This window comes from Niallia sp. FSL W8-0635 (assembly GCF_038007965.1).
In the GTDB taxonomy this organism is placed as follows: domain Bacteria; phylum Bacillota; class Bacilli; order Bacillales; family Cytobacillaceae; genus Niallia.
Window position 1 is genome coordinate 303,037 of the sequence record NZ_JBBOYD010000001.1, and the last position, 22,264, is coordinate 325,300.

Here is a 22,264-nt window from a genome sequence, read left to right on the forward strand (position 1 = left end):
TCCATATTTTACAAGGGTGCTGATAAACACTATTAAGACAATGATTAATCCGTAAATCAGCTTTTTTACAGGGATTTGTCCACTAAAAAGTCGATAGACAGTGAAAGAATGCAGTGATAAAATGACGGTGTTATAAATGTGAATTAGTTCACATTGTGGAAATGTAGGACTGCTTACTTGTAATCAATAAAAAATAATACGACTGAAATGTGATATTCATAGAAGGGATGATTTTAATGAAGAAATTAAAAAAGGCAGCAATTTTGTTACTTTCCCTCCTTTTATTAGTTGGATTAGTTGGCTGTGGCAAACAAAAGGAATCAGATGCAGGGACAACAAGTAATCCATATAAAAGGACAGAATTTTTAATGGGGACGGTAGTGACGATTAAAATCTATGATAAGGATAAAGAAGCAGTGTTGGATCAAGTATTTGACCGAATCGAATTATTAGCAAGTCAAATCACCGTTAATGAAGAAGGGTCCATAGTTGATGAAATTAATAGAAATGCTGGCCTTAATCCAGTGGAGGTACCAGGTGATATCTATCGTTTGGTAAAAGCGGGAAAAGAATATAGTAAGTACTCAGGAGGAGACTTCGATATCACAATTGGTCCACTTACTGATTTGTGGCATATCGGCTTCCCAGATGAGAAAAAGCCAGCTCCATCAGAAATAGATGCAGTTCTGCCTTTAATCAACTACGAAAAGATAGAACTAAATGAAGAAAAGCAATCTGTCTATTTGCCAGAAGACGGGATGATGCTGGATTTAGGTGGAATCGCAAAAGGATTTATTACAGATGAGGTGATCAAAGTATTAAATGATAAAGGAATTAAATCTGCAATTGTCGATTTAGGTGGAAACATTTATGTAAAGGGCAAGAATGCATCTGGAAAGGCTTGGGAAGTGGGGGTTCAAGATCCTTTTTCCGATAGGGGAGAAATGGTAGGGAAAATGGAAGAAACAAATAAATCGATTGTAACATCTGGAATATATGAACGGTATTTGGAAGTAGATGGAGTAAAGTATCATCATATTCTTAGCCCTAAAACAGGCTATTCTGTAAATAACGATGTTGCTGGTATCACGATTATTTCCGATAAGTCCTTTGATGGAGACGGATACTCTACAACAATATTTATAAAGGGAGTAGAAGAAGGATTAAAAGCAGTAGAAGCAATGGATGGAATGGAAGCTATTTTTGTAACAAAAGATAAGAAGGTTTACTTAACCTCAGGACTAAAAGATAAATTTACCTTAACAAATGACAAATTTGAATTAGCAAATTAATAAGGAAGAGGGGGTCATATAGAATGTCGATTCGTTCATTTTTAAAATTAGTAGAAATCCAAACAAAAATAGCTAGTGTATTTCCATTTTTCATCGGAATATTATTCGTATTATACCGATATGATTCATTCCATTTGAAAAATACGCTTATATTCTTTAGCTCTATGCTAATCTTTGATTTAACAACAACGGCAATAAATAATTATATGGATTATCGAAAGGCGAATAGTGATGAATATAGGAAAGAAAAAAACGTGATTGGGCAAGAAGGAATAAAAGAAAGCACCGTTATCGCAACGATACTTACCCTCTTTTTCATTGCAACGGGGTTGGGAATCTGGCTTACTGTCGAAACAGGATTATTAGTGCTTTTGATTGGATTTATCTGCTTTTGCATTGGAATTCTTTATACCTTTGGACCGATTCCTTTATCAAGAATGCCTCTAGGTGAAGTGTTTTCCGGTGTTACGATGGGATTTGGAATTGTTTTTCTAACGGTATATGTAAATGCATTTGATGTTGGTATCGCAGCTTTAGAATGGCAAAAGGAAATGATTTTTCTCCAAGTAAACATTATAAGAATAATAGAAATCATTATTGTATCCTTACCTTGTATGTTTACGATTGCAAATCTTATGCTAGCAAATAATATTTGTGATGTGGAAGAAGATATAAAGAATCATCGCTTCACTTTACCATTTTATCTAGGAAAGAAATATTCTTTATGGTTGTATAACGGCCTTTATGTTGGTTCCTTTATTGCTATATTGATTTCTGTCTTTCTACATTTACTACCAGTTATTTCATTATTAAGCTTGATTGCTATTTTGCCAGTATATAAGCATATGCGGATTTTTAACGAATTACAGGTTAAATCAAAAACATTTAGTTTAGCAGTAAAAAATTTGATTATTGTTAATGGATTTCTAGTAGTGTCCTTGGCAATGTCTTTCATTATTAGATAAGAAAATTACCGATAATTATATGCGCTTTTCGAATAATAGGGGGGATTGGTTTGGATGTTGTTTTAGAAGTGGAAGGATTAAGCTTTCGCTATGATAAAAAGCAGGATAAGGGCAATGTATCTGACGTTTCCTTTCAATTAAGAGAAGGAGAATGGACCGCGCTTATTGGTCATAATGGAAGTGGTAAGTCTACATTAGCTCATTTACTTGTTGGATTGCTTCAACCTGATACAGGACAATTGAAGATAAATGGTACTATTTTAAGAAAAGAGGCAGTGTCTCGTGATATCGGCATCGTTTTTCAAAATCCTGAAAATCAATTTATTGGAACAACGGTAGAGGATGATGTTGCTTTCGGACTGGAAAATATAAATATGCCTTATAAAGAAATGCGAGAAAGAGTAAATAAGGCATTAGAAGATGTAGGAATGACTGATTATCGTATGGCGGATCCTTCGCAATTATCAGGTGGGCAAAAACAAAGAGTGGCAATTGCGGGAATGCTGGCATTGCAGCCAAAGGTGCTTATATTAGACGAAGCTTTTGTTATGTTGGATCCAAGAAGCAGAATGGAATTAATGGATACAATACGTGAGTTAACAAACAAGGGAATGACAATCCTATCGATTACTCATGATATGGAGGAAGCAGCCCATGCGGATAAAGTAATGGTTATGCAACGAGGGAGACTAATGAAAGTAGAAAGTCCCGCTCAGTTGTTTTTCACTGATTCGTCACTTGAAAAACCATTTGCAGAAAAACTAAGAAATACGTTAAAAAATAGAGGGTGTAGTGTCCCAGGAAAATATATGACAGAAGAAGAAATGGTGTTATGGATATGCAAATCGAATTAAAGGATGTATCAGCAAATTATCAGATCGGACCAATTCGCAAACCCAATGTATTAAATGATGTAAATCTTACAATTGAATCAGGGACTTTTACCGCGCTTATTGGAAGAACTGGTGCTGGAAAATCAAGTTTATTAAAAACGTTAAATGGATTGCTTTTACCAACAAAAGGTAGTGTTCGTATAGGAGAAACAATTATAAAACCTCCTTATTCTAAAGAAGCAATCCGGATTATTCGAAAACAAGTAGGGATGGTATTTCAATTTCCAGAGTCTCAATTATTCGCTGAAACAGTTGAAAAAGATATTTGCTTTGGTCCTCTAAATTTCGGCGTCCCATTTAAAGAAGCGAAGGAAATTGCTAAAAAAGTGATTACGTTGGTGGGATTAGAACCAGCTATTTTATCCAAATCTCCCTTTTCTTTATCTGGCGGGCAAAAAAGACGAGTTGCTATTGCTGGGATATTAGCAATGGAGCCATCTGTGCTGATTTTAGACGAACCTGGGGCTGGCTTGGATCCACAGGGAAAAAAAGAAATAATGTCGCTTATTTCTACTTGGCACCAGCAAGAAGGCTTGACTACCATTCTAGTTACACATGACATGGAGGATGTGGCGATATACGCAGATCGAGTTATTTTAATGGACCAAGGACAAATTATAAAATATGAAAAAACGGAAAATATCTTTTCTGATACAGATTTATTAGAGAGTTGGGGTCTAGAAATGCCTCAGGCCAGACGCTATCAAATAAAAATTGAACAGGAAGCAGGAATAAAATTACCAATGGTTTGCTTAACATTAGAAGAACTAGCAGATGCTTTGGTTTCGGTGGGATTAGTATGAATAAATTAATTTTAGGAAGGTATTTTCCAGGGGAATCATGGCTTCATCTGTTAGATGCTCGGGCGAAAATGATCTCTGTGGTTTTACTTATTGTTATGCTATTTATAGCAGATAATTGGCAAGCCTATTTATTTTTGTGGCTGGTTACCCTTGTGATTATGCATTTATCACAAGTTCCTTTTCGTACGTATATACGGGGAGTAAAGCCGATGATCTGGCTCATTTTATTCACAGTAGTGCTACAAGTGCTATTTACTTCTGGCAGCAAAGTATATGTAACATGGGGACCTATTTCCATTTCAGAGTACGGCTTAATAAATGGCCTATTTATTTTTAGTCGTTTTGTTATGATCGTATTTTTATCCACCGTTTTAACATTAACAACAAAGCCAATTGATTTAACAGATGGAATAAATAAACTTTTATCGCCGTTGCGTTTAGTAAAGATTCCTGTTGATGATATTAGCATCATGTTGTCCATTTCCTTACGCTTCATTCCTAATTTACTTGATGAGACACAAAAGGTAATGGATGCACAAAGAGCAAGAGGGACAGAGTTTGGCGACGGGTCTTTATTCAAGCAAATGAAAACATTGGTGCCAATATTTCTTCCATTGTTTGCAAGCTCTCTAAATAGAGCAGAGGAAATGGCAAATATGATGGATGTAAAAGGATATCAATCTGGAATAAGCCGATCTACTTTTCGAAGAGTATATTGGAAAAAACAAGATTCATGGTGTTTATGTAGTGTATTATTCATTGGACTGGTAACATTTTTATTAAGTTGATTATGATAGTAAGTATGAATTGTCTGTAACAGGTAAAGTTTTCATTTTCGGTTCATTCTTACTATGGGACATGAAAAAAGGCGTATGCATACGTCTTTTCTTTATTTATCAAGGTTTCTGCGCTGTTTTTTAGCTTTTATATAGCCAATGACATCATCTTCTGTCATTGGCCGTGCTGATTTTATTGATTTTAATTAGGTGGGCGATGAAAAGCCCTTATTGGGATTGAGAGGGTCTGCTACTGATTGGCTGGGAGATCAGTTAAAGCATCAGAGCGGATAATAGACGGAAAAATTTCGCTTAATTAGTAATTAATATAAAAAAAGGCTGGAATAGACGGAGAGACTCCGCCTATTGGCTCGAAACCTTCTTAAAAAGGTGATTTTTCTTGGTATAAGCGGAAAAGATTCCCTTATTTACTCCGAAACAAGCTCCATTTTACATTTAACCGGAAAAACTCCGCTAAATAACTTTCGCGGTTCTTCGGTAAAGGAGAGGACATCCCATTAAAAGATTACGATGAAATATATCATCTGTGAGTCATTTCAGCACATTTTTAAAAAGATGCACTTCAAAACGATCTGTTTAAGGGTAACCGAGTGGAGTTGTCTGAGCCCGAGAGGAAGAACACCAGAAGAGAAGGGTAACCGAGGAGCGTCCCCCCATTTCATAACCAACGAATAATTGTTTATCCTTATTTCGCACAAACTTCTATTCCATCATCAAGTATCCGATTAATTTCCACTAAAAAATCATCCGTTTTCACCAAAAAAAACGGGAAATTTACAATCATTTACCATTCTTTAAAATAGATTCAACGATTTATTAACAAAAGAACCATATACTAAATTTGTAAATAGCCCAGATAGACAAAACTTTGAGGTGAAAAAAATGCAGGCTAACAGGAGTATCCATATTTTAAAAGAGATATCAATTGTACAAGCAAATAAACTTACGTCATCTAAAAAAGTTTCCTTTTATCAGTTTTTTAAAAGAATAATGGATCTCTTTATAGCGAGTATAGGTACTGTGATTACCCTCCCATTAATTCTATTATTTGCTGTTCTTATTCGAGTGGATTCCCCTGGTTCTCCCTTTTATATTCAAAAAAGAGTCGGGAAGAATGGGAAATGCTTCAATTTAATTAAATTGCGTTCGATGAGAAATGATGCAGAAAAAGATGGAGAAAAATGGGCAGAGGTAAATGATCCAAGAATTACAAAAATCGGTACATTTATAAGAAAAACGAGAATTGATGAATTACCACAATTGATTTCTGTATTAAAAGGAGATATGTCCATTATTGGACCTAGGCCAGAAAGACCATCTTTTACTGCAAAATTCAGCGAGGAAATAGATGGATTTTCCAATAGACTCCTTGTGAAACCTGGTTTAACAGGACTTGCACAAGTGAATGGTGGCTATGATATCTCACCAGAGGAAAAGCTTAAGTACGATCTTCAATATATTAATAATTTAACGTTTTCTTTAGAAATGAAAATTTTATTAAAGACAATAAAGGTTGTGTTGACAGGAGAAGGTGCAAGGTAATTGGACTCCATTAAGAGCAAAATTAACAGTGGAGCAAAATGGACCAGCATATCGACATTAGTCATTACTTTATTGCAAATTGGGCAGTTTGTAATACTAGGAAATGCAATGAGTGCAAGGGAATTTGGCATGATAGGCATGTTAACAACCATCATTATCTTTGCACAAATTTTTGTCGAATTAGGACTAGGGGCAGCTGTTATTCAAAAGCATCATGCAACAGATAGACAGTTGTCCACTTTATTTTGGATAAATATTCTTTTTGGGATTCTTATCTGTATTCTAATGCAGGTTGCTAGTCCTATTATCGCGGATTACTTTCAAACGAATGAGCTCGAGGAAAAAATACGTCTGTTATCTATTGTTTTTTTGATTGCGCCAATCGGTCAGCAATCCCAGTATTTAATGCAACGTGACTTATCTTTTCAGCTGTTAGGAAAAATTGAGACGATAGCTACTATTTTAAGCTTTGGTCTCTTAATTGGTTTGATTGTTTTCACGAAGCAACATCCAATAAATGCGTATGTATGGTCGCAGATTTGTCTCTATTCCTTGAAAGGAGTTCTTTTTTTTATTTGTTACCTTCCGAAGTGGAAACCCAGCTTTGTGCTAGATATGAAGGACTGTAAAGAATTCTTTTCGTTTGGAGTGTATCAGCTTTTATCACGGCTTGTGAATCGTCTAGGTAGTAATATCGACATGTTGTTGATCGGGAGATTTATTGGAATGGAGGCACTGGGAATATATAACTTAGTCTATCAAATAGTGACGATTCCTGTTCTTAAGTTGAATCCCATTATAACAAGAGTTGCATTTCCGGTGTTTGCGATGGATAAAAATAATAATCAGGCATTGGAGACAGGTTATTTATACATGACCAAATTATTGGCAATTGTTTCTTTTCCGTTGCTTCTGGGGTTACTTTCCGTTGCGGATTTAGTTATTCCTCTATTTTTTGGAGAGCAATGGGTAGAGGCGATTCCGATTTTACACATTATGATTATTGTTGGGATTTTAAGGGTCCTTATGAATCCCAATGGCAGCATCCTATTAGCTAAGGGAAAGGCGAATATTTCATTTTATTGGGATTCAGGAGTACTAGTTTGCTACGGCTTAGCATTGTTAGCGGCAGTGCAGAGCAATCAGCTAGAAATAGTGGCGTGGACATATGTAGCTGTTAGCATTCTTAATTTTATTGGTGGAAGAATGCTATTAACTAGAATGATAGGACTTCAATTGAAAAGGTATGTAAAGGTGTTGCTGTTACCATTTATTCTTGCAGGAGTAAGCAGTGGAATCGCATTGCTATTAAAAAATCAAATGATTTCCATTCATAATAATATAGTTTGGGCGCTTATATGGTCTGTTTTGATAAGTGGGATAAGTTATTTATTGTTATTACTTGTATCGAAGAAGCTGGATCTTAGAGAAGAATATCGATAATCGAGAGATAAGCCTAAAGAAAGAAGGTTACGTATCATGAAGGTGTTGTGGATAACCAGTGTTTACCCTAGTGCAGAGAACCCTGGAAATGGGGTGTTTCATGAAACACAGGTAAAAGCATTAACTTCTTTAGGAGTAGAAGTAACGGTTATTAATCCGATTCCCTTAAACGCATCCATTATTAGAATATGGAAGAAAAGATACCGAAAAAAGAAGCTGCCATATTTGGAGAAGCGGAATGGAGTAAATGTATACAGACCCGTGTATAGAGCGATCCCTGGCCAACTTCGCTGGTTTCAGCCGGATAAACGTATCGCAGAGAGCATTCTTAAAACCTTGAAGAAAGAAACATTAAATTTTGATTTTATCCATGCTCACTTTGCAATGCCATCTGGAGGTGCGGCAAGAATTGTTGCTGCTACATATCAGAAGCCATGGCTTTTAACATTACATGGAAGTGATGTTCATATTTATCCTTCGTTTAGTCAAAGTGCTGAGCGGATTTTTCAAAAAACGGTTAAATCCGCAGATGAGGTAATTGCAGTGGGAGAGCATCTTGCAAAGGCAGCAGTGTTGAAAGCAGGAAGAGAATGTACCCCGATTCCTATAGGGATTGATTTATCGACATTCAAGATAACAGAAAATTCCTTATTGAAAACAAAGCGTAAAGAGAAGTTAGCATTGCCTAAGAATAAAAAAATCATTCTGTCTATTGGGCGCCTTGTGAAAGAAAAGGGGATTTTTGAATTAGCAGAAGCATTGCCTTATCTTCCAGAGGAATATGTAGTCGTGTATGTAGGCGATGGACCGGGAAAGGAAAAGCTACAAAGACAGGAAATGTATAATGATCGATTATTTTTAGTGGGACAAATTCCTAATGACAAAGTGCGAGAGTATTTACTTGCAAGTGATATTTTTATTTTACCGTCTTATTCGGAGGGATTGCCTACTGTTGTGATAGAGGCAATGGCTTTGAAAATCCCAATTATTTGTACAAATGTAGGAGGGGTACCAGATTTATTTGGTGAATATGCTAATCTATTAATCCAACCTCGATCGGTACAGGATATTGTAGCAAGAGTAAAAGAGTTAATTGCTGATCCGGTTTTCTATGAAGCGGTAACAGAGGAATTATATCAGCGTGTCCATGCAAATTACTCTGCAGTTGATAATGCTAACAAGCTAGTGGAGAAATATAGAGAATTAACAAATAAGTCTATAGATTCTACTCATGAAATAAATCACATTTGGGAGGAAGCGAAATGACCAAGGTTCTAGTTACAGGTGGAGCAGGTTTTATTGGATCACATATTGTAGAAGGTCTATTAGAAGAAGGATATGAAGTAGTTGTTATCGATAATTTTTCATCAGGGAAATTTGAAAATATTAAAGATTTACCGGTTAAAATTTGTCCATTTGATATAACGGATCCAAGAGTAATCGATGTTATTGTCGACTTAAATCCTTCTTTTATTATTCACCAGGCTGCACAGGTAAGTGTGGCAGAATCGGTCCATGATATATTGCATGATGAAAATGTCAATGTAAAAGGATCTTTGCATGTGATTAAAGCAGCTATTCGTGCCTCTGTAGAGAAAATATTATTTGCTTCTTCTGCAGCTGTATACGGGAATCCTGTGGAGCTTCCTGTTACGACGGATCATCCGACTTTACCTGAATCACCTTATGGATTAACCAAGTTAACAGTCGAGAAATATCTAAAGTTAGCGTATAAATTTTATGGGCTATCCTATGGGATTCTAAGATACAGCAATGTTTATGGACCAAGGCAGGATGGTAAGGGCGAAGGCGGAGTCATCTCTATTTTTGCTGATCGTATTCTTGAAAATAAGGCTCCTATTATTTATGGTTCTGGAGAACAAACTCGAGACTTTATCTATGTAAAGGATGTAGCAAGTGCAAATGTACAGGCATTAAAGCAACAAGATAATATTTGCTTAAATATTTCATCTAATAATCGAATTTCTATTAATCAGCTTTGGGAAAAGATGGGGGATATTGGAGAAGTTTCATTTAATCCAGCATATAAAGCAGTAAGAGATGGAGATATTCTACATAGCATCCTTTGTAACGAGGAGACAATGGCGCAATTAGATTGGATGCCTCGAACCAATTTAGAAGATGGATTAAGAGAAACCCTTTTCTCATCAAAAAGTGTGTTACAAAAATAATCGTAGAATAGGGAGGAAGGATTGTAGAAGTTGGGAAATAATCGTACAGTAAGCAAAACAATAGGATTCGCAGTCTTATTGGTCGGTTGTCTTACAGTTTTATATGTGACAACGATGTATAAATTAACCTGGATACTTCCTATTGTATGCATATGGATTGCTATACAATTAGGCATTTATTTAAAATCAATCATTACACTTGACCAATTATTTCGAAATGTTATGTATGCATTGCTGCTTTCCACCTTTCTTAACCAGTCTGTCATTAGTGTAAATGTAGGTGCCTTTTCTCTTTTTTTATACAGAATATTGCTATTATTGGCAATTGTTGTGTACGTAGGCATTGCTTTGTATAGGAAAAGGCTGGCGGAGGACTTTACTCGGAGTGGATTGTCGTATATCTGGTTATTTTTTGGTGGGTGGATAATTTATGGAACTATATCTGTGCTTTGGTCCATCTCCATTATTGCATCCATTAAATATTTGTCCTTATTGATTATGGGAATAGCATTCGTTTATTTAGCAAGTATGACATTCAATACAAGGCAGCAATTGAAGTTTTTTTTGGCAAGCTGGCTTGGAATGACAGTTTTATTAGTAGGAATAGGCTTTGTGAATTATTTCTTCTCCATTCAATTGCCAAGTTCTGGGTTATATGGGGCTTCCATTCATAAACTGTCCTATCCTACCGCTGTTTTTTTTAACCAGAATGATTTTGCTGTTTATCTTGGTATTTCCTTCTTCTTCTTCTTAGCTGTTGCAAAGAATGCTAAAAGAACCATGATAAAAGGATCTATGCTTGTTTTAAGTGTAATGGTTCTTATCCTACTATATTTAACGGAATCACGTGCTGCTATGCTTGCGGTAGTAGTAGGAGGATTAGTATATCTATTCCTATTGGTACCGAAAAGATGGAAGAAGTTTATCTTGCTAAGCTTTTTTGGTTTATTCCTATTAGGAAGTCTCTTGTTTGCAAACAGAGGGATTGCCAAAGTTCAGTTACTTATGAATTCAGCAGGAGAATATGGATTTGATGAAGTGCTGCCATCAAACCTGGCAAGAATCAATCTTTTAAGGAATACCTTTTACTATTTACTAGATTCATATGGATTTGGTATTGGAGCGGGCAATATTCCATATTATTTGGAGCATAAAAGCTACTTTCCAACTGGAAATGTCTATCAAGTGCATAATTGGTTTGCAGAAATTGCTGGAAACTTTGGTTTAGTCATTCTGCTTGGTTATTTACTTGTGTTGATCTATGCATTTATAGGATTCTATCGAATATATCAAACAAATAATAGCAGTACAGATAAAATGCTGTTAGAAGCATGCATGATTGGAATGGTCTCTTTCCTCATTTCTAGTATTAGCCCAAGTTCAGTAATGAATTTATATTTCCATTGGGTGTTCCTAGGATTTATTTTATCTACATTGTCTGTTTATAAAAATAGAAAGCTAGAATCTTAACTTTCATAGCAGAAAGGGAGAGTTCGTTCGTGAAGTTCGGTTTATCACTTATTACAGCCAGATTGAAAAGATATATTTTGCCCTTATTAATATTCAGCATCCTTCTTGGAGCAATTGGATGGTTCGCGCCAGCAGGAAAAGAAAACACAACGGTAAAAGCAGAGGCAACGATTTTACTTGGAAATTATGAAAATGAGTATTTGAACAATAGTGAAGTGATCACCTCCTTATTAAGAAATGAAACGACTTTTAGAGAATATTTACCAGATGTGGAGATAGAGAAAGAAAAACTCCTTATTTCTACAGATACACCTAAAAAGATAAGCTTTGTTTTGACTGAGTCAAATGAACAACAAGCATTGGATTCATTATCAGAATTAGTAACTGCTTTTTTAGAAATGGATCAGCATTATTATCAAGAAAAAGAAGCGGTTATTTCAGAAAGCATTAATCAGCTTCAAGCAAACCCTGTCCCAGAAGAATTAGTTGTAGATCAACAACGATTTTTATATGAGCTAAAAACGAAACAGTTAACTCTTCAGCCTGCGATGCTAGTGAAAGACATTATGGCAATCAAGGCAGACGACAGAGTAGTTTCTCAACAAGATCGGGCATTACTAGGAGTTATGATTGGAATCATGCTCAGTTGTTTATGGATAATCTATCCGCTGTTTATAAAATCTGAAACGGATTAAAGAGGTGAATGTAGAATGGCTCCATCTGTATCAATAATCATGCCTTCATACAATTGTAAAGAGTATATATCTTTTAGCATCGAGTCTGTCAGAGCACAAACTTACACAGATTGGGAATTATTAATTGTGGATGATCATTCAACGGACGGAACTGTCGAATTATTAAAGGAATGGGAAAAGGCAGATGGACGAATTCGTGTTTTTTACCGGACAGTTAATGGAGGAGCTGCTATTGCCCGGAACATGGCACTTGACCATGCCTGTGGAAAATATATCGCATTTTTAGACAGTGATGATAGATGGAAGAAAGATAAGCTTGAAGCTCAACTAGCCTATATGAAGGAAAATAATTATGCGTTCACCTTTACTGCCTATGAGTGTATCGATCAAAAAGGAACATGTTTAAAAAAATATATTCGGGCTCCTAAGCAAGTAGATTATCAAACAATGCTAAAAAATACAATAGTCGGTTGCCTTACTGTGCTAATTGATCGTGACCAAGTGGGAGACTTTCGTATGCCTAATATTCGTACTCGACAAGACTTGGCAACATGGCTAATGATTTTAAAGCGAGGGTTCCGAGCGTTTGGTTTAAATGAAATATTAGCAGAATACAGGGTGGGAAATGAATCTATCTCCAAAAACAAATGGAAGGCAGCGAAAAATAATTGGCATGTATATCGTCAAATAGAGCAGTTAAATGTTTTTCAGTCGTCCTGGTATTTTTCTCATTATGCCTATAATGCTATTCGGAAAAGACTATAGAAGGTAGAGGATCTTTTAAAATGAGAACAATCCATGTTATTGTGGCGACTGGTATTTGGAATTTAGATCATTTAACATATCGCAGGCATCGATTTGCAGAGTTTCTGCAAAAACAGCAGGAAACAGAGGAAGTAATTTGGCTTTGTCCAGGACAAAAGCAAACGCCGGAAGTAACGAAATTAGAGAATGGTATTTATCAATGGATAATCAGTGACTTAGGAAATCATAAAGTACAACGATTCGCCCGGTTTATTCCCTTGTTCTATCAAAAGAAGCTACGAGGTTTAAGCAACTATTTAGCGGAAAAGAAAGGGAGTTGCTTGGTGAAATTATGGTATACCTACCCTGCGTTTCCAACATTACATAAGATATATGATTGGGATCAAATTGTTTATGACTGTAGTGATTTATGGGCAGAACAATTAAGTGGAAAATTCTCTTTACTAGCCTATATAAAACAAAAGGTTATTTTGAAAAGTGAACAAAGAATTGTGGAGAAAGCGAGTTACATTACTTGCACTTCTAGCTTTTTAAAAGAGGAATTAGTAAAACGGACACCTGAATATCAAAAAAAGATTTACACATTTGAAAATGGGGTAGAATATAGGCTTTTTCAAAAACAAGAGGAAAGTGCGCTTCCGCTAGAGAAAGAAGCAATAACGATTGGATATATTGGAGGGATTAAGCCTAAGCTTGATTTTTATCTCCTTCAGCAAATTGCACGGAGGAGGAAGGAATGGCGGATTTTATTAGTGGGACCTGATGGCACTAATTCTAGCCAAGAATTTATGCAACTATTGGAGGAGCCCAATATTCAATGGACTGGTAGTGTACCAAGGGAACAGGTTTCGGAGTATATGCATACACTTGACGTTGGGATTATGCCATATAAAGATATCCAATACAATAAAGCCATTTTCCCACTAAAGCTTTTTGAATTTCTAGCTGCTGGAAAACCAGTGATTGGGATGAACTTACCCTCAACAAAGGCATATGCAGAAGAAGGTGTTTATGAACTACTGCAAGGGGGAGTGGAAGCGGAACAGTTTATTCAGGCATGCGATAAGATGGTAAATACAGCTGGAAATCAAGAGTGGAAGAAAAGAAGAAAACAACTTGCAAAGACAAAGGATTGGGAGACGATTTTCCAAGAAATTACCCATATTAATAAAGAAACTAGCATGTGAGGATTTACTCATCCGCTAGTTTCTTTGTTGTTTATTTAAAAGGAACTTTAGATAAATATTTAAATTTTGCTATATATATCCATTTCATCCATTATATCCTGTAATGTAAGTTGTTCTAATTCCTTTTCCATTGACTGTTGGATAGTAGAAAAGGTTTTATTTAGTGTAGGGTAGATTTTGCAGCCGATTGGACAATGGTGGTTCGGGTGATCATGTATAGCAAACCACTCGCTTTTCGATTGAACAGCTAAATGTATATCCAGAAGAGAAATATCAGCAGGAGATTTTAAAAGAATAGCCCCTGATATTCCTGCTCTGCTCGTTAAAATTCCTCTTTTTTTCAAAAGTCCACATATTCTTCGTATTACAACGGGGTTCGTACTAACACTTTCTGCTATCGAATCAGAAGTTATTTGTTCATAAGGTTTTGATGCAATTAAAGATAGGATATGTATAGCAACAGATAGTCGGCTGTTAGCCATAATAGATAGACACCACCAATCAAAATTTTTGTCATTAAGTAGGAATACGTTATAATTGTTGCGTTGATAAAAGAATAGAGTTTCTATAGAGAAGCGCTTACAATTTGTGGTTACAACTATTATACAATGGATTTTACGTCTATAAATGGCTGAATTCCTGATAAATTGTGAACAAATAGACACAAAAAAAACGTTGATAAAGAGAAAGAAAAGGACTATCTTGCTTTATAATAAAAACAGCAATTAATCGTAAAGAAATAAGGTTTTAGATATTGTCATTAGTAGATGAGGTGTAAGATTTGTGAAAACAGTTTTAGTTGTAGGTGGTGGAATAACAGGGTTATCTACCATGTATTATTTGCAGAAAGAAAACAGGGAAAGAAGTTTAGGACTTCGTTTAGTGTTAGCAGAAGCGAATGATTATCTCGGTGGGAAAATTCATACAGTCACAAAAGATGAATTTATTATGGAAACAGGAGCAGACTCCATTGTTGCCCGGAATAAAAATGTTCTACCCTTTGTAAAGGAACTAAATTTAGAAGGGGAGCTCGTATATAATGCAACGGGAACATCCTATATTCATACTCAAAATAAGCTATTAGAAATTCCAAAGGATTCTGTATTTGGTATACCAATGACATTAGAAGCGCTTTTTACAAGTGAGCTTGTTTCCACTCGAGGGAAGCTAGAAGCATTAAAGGATCTTTTTCGCACAAATACACACTTTACGAAAGAATCTTCTATTGGTGAGTTCTTAGAGTATTATCTTGGAAAAGAAATTGTTGAAAAACAGATTGCGCCAGTTCTTGCTGGGGTATATTCTGGAAATATTTATTCGTTAACAATGGGATCCACATTACCTTATCTATTGGATTACAAAGAAAAGTATGGAAGTATTATCCGTGGCCTTGGGATAAACAAAGAATCGTTTCAGTCTGCTGCGAATAAGAAATTTATCTCTTTTAAAAAAGGGTTATCTACTATTATTAATCGATTGGAAGAAGTACTAACAGATGTAACAATTCTTAAGGGGATTGCTGTGACTAAAGTAAAAAAAGAGGAAAATCAATATAACATCCAGTTTTCAAATGGAGAGAAACAAGTGGTTGATACAGTAGTATTAGCGACTCCTCATGATGTAACGCAAAGGATTATAAACAGGGAAGAATTGAATCCAGTGTTCGGTAAATTAAAGAATTCATCTAATATCACCTTGTATTTATCCTATGATATACCAGATGAAGAGCTTCCAGAAGACGGAACAGGGTTTATTGTAGCCGGAGATAGTAACATTGTTTGTAATGCATGTACATGGACTAGTAGAAAATGGAAGCATACCTCAAAGAATAGTCAACTCTTACTGCGCCTTTTCTATAAAAAAACGAATCCAGCATATGAACGTTTAAATGCACTTTCTGAGGAAGCATTGGTCGATGAGGCTAGGAAGGATATTGAAAGAAGTTTAGGAATCACCTCAAGACCTAAAAGTTATGAAGTGACCAAGTGGACGAATGCGATGCCTGTCTATTCGTTAGATCATAAACAAGCAGTAGAGACGCTTAATCGAGACTTAGCAGATTTATATCCAAATATGTATTTGGCAGGTTGTTCTTACTATGGAGTAGGAATTGCGGCGTGTATGGCAAATGGGGAAGAAACAGCTGAGAGAGTTTTACATTCAATAGAATAGTCAAAAAAAGCAGGGCCATTTCATTTATGGAAAAGGTTCTGCTTTTTGTGAATGTATACATGGTTGAAAGATATTGTTCTGTATATTTATAGTAAAATAGAGGATATTTGCCTTCTAATCTAGTAACAACTTTTCACAAGCTTTATAATAGATGAAAGAATATAAGAAACAGGTAACAAAATCAAAATAAGACAGATGTCCACAATATAGGAGTAAACGGAATGGATCAATTAGTAATGGTGTATATTGTTTTAATAACAATGTCCGGTGCATTGCATGTGATATTAGCAATTATTGCTTATATGAATAAACATGCGTTTGAGGGAATGAGAACTTTTTTGTGGTTTTCTTGTTTTATCGCTATCTATGCATTTGGATATGCATTAAGTCTTGCTAGTACAACGATAGAAGGAATGAAGTTCTGGACAGCCATTCAGTATTTAGGTATGCCATTTTCAGCACCTGCTACGTTAATTTTTGTTTTACAATATATTGGCTATGATAGACATTTAAATAAAATGACATACTTTCTCTATTATTTAATCCCGTCTATATCCTTATTGCTCCTTGCTACAAATGAATATCATCATTTATTCTATCAATCCGTCTATTTAGAATATCGTAATGAAACTCCGGTTATGCAAATTACTATGGGGCAATGGTACTTAATACATGGTGCGTATACATTTGGGACGCTTGCAATCGCTTTTGTACTACTAGTAATCTATTGGTTTAGAGAGAAATCAAGACAAACGAAACAAGTAGCTATTCTCTTAATAGGTGTCCTTGTTCCAATTGTCGCTGCGTTTTCTTACTTAATAGGAATCACGCCTGGTGGTTTAGATATCGTGCCGATTGCCATGTTATTTTCTAGTTCTCTTTATTTATATTCGATTATTTCAACGAAGTTTTTATTGGTACCGCCAATAGAAAAGGATTATATATTTGAAAGTATGGAAGATGCTGTTCTAGTATTAGATCAAACCTATCACATTAAAGATTTTAATAAGGCGGCCAATAGTTTATTTTCAAATGTAAAAATAGGGGAGCATATAGCAGCTGTACTAGGGTTGGATAATCAGATTCTCCCACTACTGAAAAATATCCATGAAGAATCAATAATTATAGAATCAGAGATGGAAAATGACACTTTGAAAGAATATTATCAAGTAAAAATTTCCTCGATAAAAAGAGGAGAGTCAACAATTGTTGGTACTACTATCATTTTCACTGATATTACGGAGCAAAAAAAGGAACAGTTGAATTTAACGAAATTAGCATATACGGATGGGCTGACTCAAGTATATAATCGCGCTTATGTTCTATCTGTTGCCGAAAAAAGGTTGTCTTCTGAAGATAAGCTGGCTGTTATTCTGTTCGATATTGATTATTTTAAAAAAATAAATGATACGTATGGTCATTTTGGAGGAGACGAGGCGCTGAAGCATGTTGCTAACCTCTGTAAAAGTATGGTTCGGGAGAATGGGATATTTGGACGCTATGGTGGGGAGGAATTTATCCTCTTTCTATTTGGAAAAGAAGCGGAAGGCGCTGTTGAAATGGCTTGCAGCTTAAGAAGATTAATAGAAGAGTCGCCATTATATTTTAATAAAACGGTGATAAATATGACTGCAAGCTTTGGAGTTGCGGAAAATGAGAAAGGTAACGAACTTGCTCCGTTGATTCATGAGGCAGATGAAGCATTATATGCTTCCAAAAGAGAAGGAAGAAACACTGTTAGCCTGGCAACTAATGGGGAATATATTACATTATCATCTTGGATAGCATCTGATAAATATTGAGTATTGCTATTTTTTCTATAATGGCAATGGTAGTAATAAATATTGCGAATATTTTAAACAGTATTGAATGTAAGCTTTGTTCCATTTATAATAAATAATGAAAATCATTATCAATCAGATTTTTGTATAAAGAAATCCAATAAATGAGAAAATAGGTTAAGTATAAAAAGGATTAAATTAACAGTTGTTTAAATCAGTAGAAAACGGATATGGAAATTTAACGATAGAAATACAATTAAAGGAGGGGAGAACGAATGGATATATTGTCAACAGACCAACTTAAAATTGGATATGAAGATAAGATTATCGTCAATGATTTAAATTTACGAGTCCAAGAAGGAAAAATCACTACTATAATAGGACCTAATGGTTGTGGTAAATCGACGATATTAAAGACTCTTGCGCGGATTCATAAGGCGAAGGCGGGATATGTGTATCTAGATGGAGAAATGATTCACAAAATACCAACAAAAAAAATTGCGCAAAGAATGGCAGTGCTTCCTCAATCGCCAGAGGCGCCGAATGGATTAACGATAGTTGATTTAGTCTCCTATGGTCGTTCCCCTCATCAAAGAGGCTTTGGACGTTTAGGGGATAAAGACAGAGAAGTAATAAATTGGGCATTGGACGTAACGGGGCTAACGGAACTGAAAAATCAGGAAGTCGATACATTATCAGGTGGACAGCGACAAAGAGCTTGGATTGCAATGGCAATAGCACAGGAAACAAATCTGCTGCTTCTAGATGAACCAACAACATATTTGGATATGGCTCATCAATTAGAAGTATTGAAATTATTGAAGAAATTAAATGATGAAGAAAATCGAACAATAGTAATGGTTATTCATGACCTTAACCATGCAGCAAGATTTTCGGATCATATGGTTGCAATGAGAAACGGTCAATTAATGAAAGAGGGAACAGCGGAAGAAGTAATGACAGAAGAGGTTCTGAAAGAAGTCTTCCAAATAGATGCGGTTGTAGTAAAAGATCCTCGAACAAATAAACCAGCTTGCCTCTCTTATGACTTATTGCATCAAAAAGAAAAAGAGCTAGTAATGTCTGCTAAGTAATCGATGAAAGATTATTTAGCTTTTTTGTATTTTAAAGAATTATTATCCGTTACAAAAAAGATTTTTGATTCAGCTGTGAATCAAAATCAAACTAGTCTTCTCCATTTCTTAGCATGAAGGGAAAGTGTTTTTCATATAATGGGATTGAGTATGTTTTCACATAAATTTGCTTATTATCGTCGTACCTATTTATAATTTTGGTATACTATTAGAATAGTGTAGTCAGAAATATGCATAGAAGGTTGAGATTAATGGATAAAAACATAATGATAAAAAAATTTCTAGAAATTTTGCCTAATGAGAGTGTTAAGGTTGATGAGGCGTTAAATAAATATACGTATACTAAAATTGGTGGAAAGGCTGATTTCTTGCTTTTTCCTCTTACGTACGAGCAATTACAGTCAGCGTATAAATTGGCACTAAACGAAAATGTACCAATCACTATTTTAGGCAATGGTTCGAACGTATTAATAAGAGATGGCGGAATCCGTGGAGTCGTATTTAATCTAACAAAGCTTGATGCCATTTCCCTTGAAGGCAATAAAGTGATTGCCCAAAGTGGTGCAGCAATTATTGAAACATCTAGATTTGCATTCGAGCATTCTTTAACAGGATTGGAGTTTGCTTGTGGAATTCCTGGTTCTGTAGGCGGAGCGTTATATATGAACGCTGGTGCTTATGGAGGAGAGGTTTCTGACGTATTGGAAACAGCGAAAGTATTAACGAGGTCTGGTGACATTCGCACCGTAACAAAAGAAGAATTAGAACTTGGCTACCGCACAAGTAGCATCGAGAAAAATGGCTGGGTGGCGTTAGAAGGAACTTTTTCACTTGAAAAAGGAAATGTTGCTGAAATCAAAGCGAAAATGGATGAACTAACTTTCTTAAGAGAATCGAAACAGCCATTAGAATATCCTTCCTGTGGAAGTGTATTTAAAAGACCGCCGAACAATTTTGCGGGAAAACTCATTCAGGATAGTGGACTCCAAGGAACAAAAATTGGCGGAGCGCAAGTATCTACAAAGCATGCAGGTTTTATTGTAAATGTAGAAGATGCCACAGCGAATGATTATCTATCCTTAATAAAGCATGTTCAAAAAACGGTAAAAGAAAACTTTAATGTAGACCTAGAGACTGAAGTAAGAATCATTGGGGAGGAATAGAAAATTTCTTGCTAAATGAAATGGATTGGAACAAAAGGGGCATTTGAGAAAGAATAAATCTTTTTCAAATGCCTCTTTTTTTATAGAAAGTAAAAGACTTATGTTCCTAATATTCTCCGCACAAGTAACTGCATCATTAAGTATAGGTAATAGCCAAGCATCGCGCCGAAAACATTAAGAATGAAATCATCTATATCTGCCGCTCTATCCATCGTAAAGAAATATTGGATCAGTTCAATAGTAAGGGAGCAAAGAACAGCAAGCCCTATTATGACAATTGCTCTAAATCGTTTTTTGTAAAAAAAAGGCAGTATAAAACCAAAGGGAATAAATAGAACGATGTTTCCTAAAGTATATAACATCCAAAAAAAAGGAGGTTTATATTTATATTGATATAAGATTTGGACATAAGGTGTTACGTTCATATTCCTTTCGTTCATACTTGGCGGGGAGAAATGAAAAGGCTCTAAAGTTACATATAAAACTGTTAATAAATATAGAAAAAATAAATTGAGCGTAAGTTCTCTTGTGAAAAGCATTTTTCTTTGATTATTTTGCTGGATCCGAAAATAGATCCATAATGGAATGACAAGTATAAGAATAAAAGGGAAAGTTAATCGTAACTGAACTCCGCTCATCGACCATAGGGTGATAAATAGAAAGAGGACAAAGATAAAAAAAATTCCGTTTTTTAATACATGCACAGATAATCGAAGTCCTTTCTTTTTTTATTCTCCTAAAAGTATATGTATGCTTGTTCCAAAGTAGAATACAAGCGAATCACTTTACTCTTTTAATCGAAATACGCATACTAGGAGTGAAAGAAGATGTTTGTCTATACATTAATGGAGGAGATGAATCATTTTGAGTAGTAAAGTTCAAATAGGTCAAACGGCTATGCATGTTACGAAGCTAGGGTATGGAGCGAATTCTGTCGGTGGTCATAATTTATTTCCGAATTTAAATGACGAAACAGGAAAAAGTGTAGTAAGAAATGCATTAGATGCGGGAATTGATTTTCTAGACACAGCATATGTATATGGCTTAGGAAGATCAGAGGAGTTAATTGGAGAGGTGCTAAAAGAAAGAGGTAACCGCCAAGATATCGTCATTGCAAGCAAGGCTGCTCATAAATTAGTGGATGGCAAAATTCAACTCGATAATAGTAGAGACTTTTTACGTCAATCGGTAGAAGATAGCTTAAAAAGACTGCAAACAGATTATATTGATTTGTTCTATGTTCATTTTCCAGATAGTGTAACTCCAATGGCTGAAGTGGCAGGAACGCTTCAAGAATTAAAGGAGGAAGGAAAGATTCTTGCAGTAGGAGCTTCGAATTTAGATGCTGAACAACTAAAGGCATTTAATCAGGATGGCTATTTAGAAGTATTCCAAGCAGAATATTCCTTATTTAAAAGACAAGCAGAGGAAATGTACTTACCATATTGTGTCGAGCATAATATTAGCTTTGTTCCGTATTTCCCTTTAGCTTCTGGGTTATTGACAGGAAAATACGCAAAGGATTCCATCATTAGTGATGGAAGAAAAAATAATCCTCTTTTCCAAGGAGAAGCATTTATTCGAAATGTAGAAAAGGTGGATCAATTAAAGCAAATGGCGGAAGAAAAAGGCTTTGATGCAACGCATTTTGCTTTAGCATGGTTATTAGAACAGCCGGCAGTTGATGTAATTATTCCAGGAGCAAAATCAACAAGTCAGCTTGAGAACAATCTTCGGACATTAGAAGTAACATTAACAAAAGAAGAAGTGAAGAAAATTAGTGATATATTTGCATAAGGAATCATGCATATCATGTCATGCTTTTCTTGAAATAGAATAATGAAATTTATACAAAAGCGATGAAGATAGAGTAGAACCTTCATCGCTTTTATTTACATAAAGAGTATTTTATAAATTATATTTTATTCATTTATTATAGGAGAAATTATTTTTGAATAATATTTAATTAGTCATGGATTTAAGAATTAGCGAAGTGTAATGAAGATTATG

General features: G+C 35.2%; 20 protein-coding genes. 18 read left to right on the top strand and 2 right to left on the bottom strand.

Annotated elements, in window-relative coordinates; all coding sequences use genetic code 11:
• The first annotated feature begins 236 nt into the window (after positions 1–236).
• The 13 genes from NYE52_RS01645 (at position 237) to tuaH (ending at position 14,044) form a co-directional block, all read left to right on the top strand.
• Positions 237–1,292 (top strand): FAD:protein FMN transferase, encoded by a 1,056-nt coding sequence (locus tag NYE52_RS01645; protein WP_341191477.1) that lies wholly within the window; start codon positions 237–239, stop codon positions 1,290–1,292.
• A gap of 23 nt (positions 1,293–1,315) precedes the next feature.
• Entirely contained in the window at positions 1,316–2,257 is a 942-nt protein-coding gene (gene menA / locus NYE52_RS01650) for a 1,4-dihydroxy-2-naphthoate polyprenyltransferase (protein ID WP_341191478.1), read from the top strand.
• 50 nt (positions 2,258–2,307) lie between these two features.
• On the top strand, positions 2,308–3,111 hold the full coding sequence (locus NYE52_RS01655; protein ID WP_341191479.1) for an energy-coupling factor transporter ATPase: 804 nt from the start codon (positions 2,308–2,310) through the stop codon (positions 3,109–3,111).
• A complete protein-coding gene (locus tag NYE52_RS01660; protein ID WP_445669131.1) occupies positions 3,096–3,953 on the top strand; it encodes an energy-coupling factor transporter ATPase in 858 nt (285 codons plus the stop codon). Before NYE52_RS01655 ends, NYE52_RS01660 begins: the two co-directional genes overlap by 16 nt.
• Positions 3,950–4,741 carry an energy-coupling factor transporter transmembrane component T family protein gene (locus NYE52_RS01665; protein ID WP_341191481.1) on the top strand — a complete coding sequence of 264 codons (792 nt, stop codon included), beginning with the start codon at positions 3,950–3,952 and terminating at the stop codon, positions 4,739–4,741. Before NYE52_RS01660 ends, NYE52_RS01665 begins: the two co-directional genes overlap by 4 nt.
• A gap of 891 nt (positions 4,742–5,632) precedes the next feature.
• Positions 5,633–6,292 (top strand): sugar transferase, encoded by a 660-nt coding sequence (locus NYE52_RS01670; protein ID WP_341191482.1) that lies wholly within the window; start codon positions 5,633–5,635, stop codon positions 6,290–6,292.
• The gene (gene tuaB, locus NYE52_RS01675; protein ID WP_341191483.1) at positions 6,293–7,735 is read left to right on the top strand and encodes a teichuronic acid biosynthesis protein TuaB; all 1,443 of its coding nucleotides are present in this window, start codon (positions 6,293–6,295) and stop codon (positions 7,733–7,735) included.
• Between the two features lie 36 nt (positions 7,736–7,771).
• Positions 7,772–9,001 carry a teichuronic acid biosynthesis protein TuaC gene (tuaC, locus tag NYE52_RS01680; protein ID WP_341191484.1) on the top strand — a complete coding sequence of 410 codons (1,230 nt, stop codon included), beginning with the start codon at positions 7,772–7,774 and terminating at the stop codon, positions 8,999–9,001.
• Entirely contained in the window at positions 8,998–9,927 is a 930-nt protein-coding gene (locus NYE52_RS01685) for an NAD-dependent epimerase/dehydratase family protein (protein WP_341191485.1), read from the top strand. Before tuaC ends, NYE52_RS01685 begins: the two co-directional genes overlap by 4 nt.
• Before the next feature lie 30 nt (positions 9,928–9,957).
• Positions 9,958–11,397, top strand: coding sequence for an O-antigen ligase family protein (locus tag NYE52_RS01690; protein WP_341191486.1), 1,440 nt, complete (start codon positions 9,958–9,960; stop codon positions 11,395–11,397).
• Between the two features lie 29 nt (positions 11,398–11,426).
• Positions 11,427–12,092, top strand: coding sequence for a hypothetical protein (locus tag NYE52_RS01695; protein ID WP_341191487.1), 666 nt, complete (start codon positions 11,427–11,429; stop codon positions 12,090–12,092).
• A 15-nt stretch (positions 12,093–12,107) separates the two neighbouring features.
• Positions 12,108–12,857 carry a teichuronic acid biosynthesis protein TuaG gene (gene tuaG / locus NYE52_RS01700; RefSeq protein ID WP_341191488.1) on the top strand — a complete coding sequence of 250 codons (750 nt, stop codon included), beginning with the start codon at positions 12,108–12,110 and terminating at the stop codon, positions 12,855–12,857.
• Positions 12,858–12,877: 20 nt separating this feature from the next.
• Complete coding sequence (tuaH, locus tag NYE52_RS01705) at positions 12,878–14,044, top strand: teichuronic acid biosynthesis protein TuaH (RefSeq protein WP_341191489.1); 1,167 nt, start codon at positions 12,878–12,880, stop codon at positions 14,042–14,044.
• 59 nt (positions 14,045–14,103) lie between these two features.
• Here the strand turns inward: tuaH and NYE52_RS01710 are convergent, their stop codons facing one another.
• The gene (locus NYE52_RS01710; protein WP_341191490.1) at positions 14,104–14,526 is read right to left on the bottom strand and encodes an Rrf2 family transcriptional regulator; all 423 of its coding nucleotides are present in this window, start codon (positions 14,524–14,526) and stop codon (positions 14,104–14,106) included.
• A 301-nt stretch (positions 14,527–14,827) separates the two neighbouring features.
• Between NYE52_RS01710 and NYE52_RS01715 the strand changes: the two genes are divergently transcribed.
• From NYE52_RS01715 to murB, 4 genes are all read left to right on the top strand, one after another.
• On the top strand, positions 14,828–16,216 hold the full coding sequence (locus NYE52_RS01715; RefSeq protein ID WP_341191491.1) for a protoporphyrinogen oxidase: 1,389 nt from the start codon (positions 14,828–14,830) through the stop codon (positions 16,214–16,216).
• A 221-nt stretch (positions 16,217–16,437) separates the two neighbouring features.
• A complete protein-coding gene (locus NYE52_RS01720) occupies positions 16,438–18,018 on the top strand; it encodes a histidine kinase N-terminal 7TM domain-containing diguanylate cyclase (protein WP_341191492.1) in 1,581 nt (526 codons plus the stop codon).
• 254 nt (positions 18,019–18,272) lie between these two features.
• On the top strand, positions 18,273–19,091 hold the full coding sequence (locus NYE52_RS01725; protein ID WP_341191493.1) for an ABC transporter ATP-binding protein: 819 nt from the start codon (positions 18,273–18,275) through the stop codon (positions 19,089–19,091).
• Positions 19,092–19,357: 266 nt separating this feature from the next.
• Positions 19,358–20,254 carry a UDP-N-acetylmuramate dehydrogenase gene (gene murB / locus NYE52_RS01730; protein WP_341195088.1) on the top strand — a complete coding sequence of 299 codons (897 nt, stop codon included), beginning with the start codon at positions 19,358–19,360 and terminating at the stop codon, positions 20,252–20,254.
• A 98-nt stretch (positions 20,255–20,352) separates the two neighbouring features.
• On the opposite strand, the gene NYE52_RS01735 is transcribed toward murB, so the two are convergent.
• A complete protein-coding gene (locus tag NYE52_RS01735; RefSeq protein WP_341195089.1) occupies positions 20,353–20,892 on the bottom strand; it encodes a VanZ family protein in 540 nt (179 codons plus the stop codon).
• Between the two features lie 226 nt (positions 20,893–21,118).
• On the opposite strand from NYE52_RS01735, the gene NYE52_RS01740 reads away from it, so the two are divergent.
• The gene (locus tag NYE52_RS01740) at positions 21,119–22,051 is read left to right on the top strand and encodes an aldo/keto reductase (protein ID WP_445669083.1); all 933 of its coding nucleotides are present in this window, start codon (positions 21,119–21,121) and stop codon (positions 22,049–22,051) included.
• The last annotated feature ends 213 nt before the right edge of the window (positions 22,052–22,264 follow it).

Coding starts and splice junctions, on each gene's coding strand:
- tuaC (WP_341191484.1), top strand. CDS start 7,772: ATGAAGGTGTTGTGGATAACCAGTGTTTACCCTAGTGCAGAGAACCCT.
- NYE52_RS01645 (WP_341191477.1), top strand. CDS start 237: ATGAAGAAATTAAAAAAGGCAGCAATTTTGTTACTTTCCCTCCTTTTA.
- NYE52_RS01720 (WP_341191492.1), top strand. CDS start 16,438: ATGGATCAATTAGTAATGGTGTATATTGTTTTAATAACAATGTCCGGT.
- tuaH (WP_341191489.1), top strand. CDS start 12,878: ATGAGAACAATCCATGTTATTGTGGCGACTGGTATTTGGAATTTAGAT.
- tuaG (WP_341191488.1), top strand. CDS start 12,108: ATGGCTCCATCTGTATCAATAATCATGCCTTCATACAATTGTAAAGAG.
- NYE52_RS01685 (WP_341191485.1), top strand. CDS start 8,998: ATGACCAAGGTTCTAGTTACAGGTGGAGCAGGTTTTATTGGATCACAT.
- NYE52_RS01725 (WP_341191493.1), top strand. CDS start 18,273: ATGGATATATTGTCAACAGACCAACTTAAAATTGGATATGAAGATAAG.
- NYE52_RS01660 (WP_445669131.1), top strand. CDS start 3,096: ATGCAAATCGAATTAAAGGATGTATCAGCAAATTATCAGATCGGACCA.
- NYE52_RS01670 (WP_341191482.1), top strand. CDS start 5,633: ATGCAGGCTAACAGGAGTATCCATATTTTAAAAGAGATATCAATTGTA.
- NYE52_RS01665 (WP_341191481.1), top strand. CDS start 3,950: ATGAATAAATTAATTTTAGGAAGGTATTTTCCAGGGGAATCATGGCTT.
- murB (WP_341195088.1), top strand. CDS start 19,358: ATGATAAAAAAATTTCTAGAAATTTTGCCTAATGAGAGTGTTAAGGTT.
- menA (WP_341191478.1), top strand. CDS start 1,316: ATGTCGATTCGTTCATTTTTAAAATTAGTAGAAATCCAAACAAAAATA.
- NYE52_RS01710 (WP_341191490.1), bottom strand. CDS start 14,526: ATGGCTAACAGCCGACTATCTGTTGCTATACATATCCTATCTTTAATT.
- NYE52_RS01735 (WP_341195089.1), bottom strand. CDS start 20,892: ATGAGCGGAGTTCAGTTACGATTAACTTTCCCTTTTATTCTTATACTT.